Source organism: Pseudomonas sp. EGD-AK9, from assembly GCF_000465935.2.
Taxonomy (GTDB): domain Bacteria; phylum Pseudomonadota; class Gammaproteobacteria; order Pseudomonadales; family Pseudomonadaceae; genus Aquipseudomonas.
In genome coordinates this window covers 1-1,500 of sequence record NZ_AVOF01000533.1, presented here as the reverse complement: position 1 = coordinate 1,500, position 1,500 = coordinate 1, and the positions used below count along the sequence as shown (strand labels likewise).

Sequence of the window (1,500 nt, the reverse complement as noted above, 5' to 3'; positions counted from 1 at the left end):
GCCAGCTGGCGCGCCAGCTCCAGGCGCCAGAAGGCGCGCCCCTCGAACAGCAGGCCGAGGCTGACGCAGCCGGCGAGGATCAGCCCCGCCAGCAGCCAGGGCTCCCAGAACGCGGCACGCGCAAGGCTGAGCAGGAAACCCAGGGCCAGCGCGTTGATCAGCAGGAACTGCACCAGGGCGTAGGCCTTGAGTGCGGCCGGGTAGGCGCAGTCGAACTTCTCCGCGCCCATCTTCGGCCAGGGCAGCTGGCGCACGTCGGCCGGGCGCCAGCCGGTGGGCATCCACCACAGGCGTAGGCGATCCCACCAGGAGCGAGTGGCCCGCGCATCGGCCCAGAGCAGACGCCACCAGGAGAACTGCAGACGGATCGGGTCGAAGGTGCGCACCGGCGTGGTCACCCCGTAGCGCACCGGCTCGCGCTCCTCGGCGAAGGTGCCGAACAGCTTGTCCCAGAGGATGAACACGCCGCCGTGGTTCTTGTCGATGTAGCAGTCGTTCTGCCCGTGGTGCACGCGATGCAGCGAGGGCGTGACCAGCACCCGCTCCAGCCAGCCGAGACGGCCGACGTGCTGACTGTGAATCCAGAACTGATAGCCCAGCTGCACGCCGAGCAGCAGCAGGAACAGCGGCAGGGGCAGACCGAGCAGCGCCAGCGGCAGGTAGAAGGGCCAGTCGAAGGCGGTCTGGAAAGCGCCCTTGCGCAGCGCGGTGGAGAGGTTGAAGTCCTCGCTGGAATGATGCGGCTGGTGCGCGCCCCACAGCAGGTTGTAGCGATGCAGGCTGCGGTGCGCCCAGTAGAAGCACAGGTCCACCGCGACGAAGCCGAGCAGCCAGGTCCAGGGCGAGGCCGCGTCCAGCGTCCACAGCCGCGCGTGCTCGTAGAGCCAGGCATAGGGCAGGATCAGCAGCAGGCGCAACGGCCCCTCCAGCAGCAGGCGCAGCACCGCGGTGTTGACGCTGGTGGCGGCGTCGGCCAGGCGCCAGGTGTGGCGGCCGCTGTGCCGCTCGTAGGCCAGCTCCAGCAGGATCAGCAGGATATACAGGGGCAAGGCGAGTACCGCGACGTTCATGGCCACCTCGTGCTTCTTGTTATGCTGCCAGCCTAATCCGCGAACGCCACCCGCGCGGCAGCCAAACCCGCCAAACAGCAGCACCGAACACGCCATGCACAGCATCGACACCCTGATCATCGGCGCCGGCGCCCTCGGCCTGGCCTGCGCCGCGCGCCTGGCCGAAGCCAGCCGCGACACGCTGATCCTCGAAGCCGAGGGCCTGATCGGCAGCCACGCCTCTAGCCGCAACTCCGAGGTGATCCACGCCGGCCTCTACTACCCGCCCGGCTCGCTCAAGGCCGAGCTGTGCCTGGAGGGCCGCGAGCGCCTGTACGCCTGGTGCGCGCAGCACGGCGTGGCGCAGCGGCGCATCGGCAAGCTGCTGGTGGCGGTGGAAGAAGACGAGATCGCCAAGCTCGAGGCCCTCGCAGCCAACGCCGAGGCCTGC

Annotated in this window: 2 protein-coding genes; one reads left to right on the top strand and one right to left on the bottom strand. The window is 69.4% G+C overall.

Annotated features, from left to right (window positions below; genetic code table 11):
- Positions 1-1,070, bottom strand: a 1,070-nt coding sequence (locus tag N878_RS20140) for a sterol desaturase family protein (protein WP_021445349.1), incomplete at its 3' end; no start/stop codon positions are given.
- Positions 1,071-1,164: 94 nt separating this feature from the next.
- Between N878_RS20140 and N878_RS20135 the strand changes: the two genes are divergently transcribed.
- A partial coding sequence (locus N878_RS20135) for an FAD-dependent oxidoreductase (RefSeq protein ID WP_031303591.1) occupies positions 1,165-1,500 on the top strand: 336 nt, incomplete at its 3' end.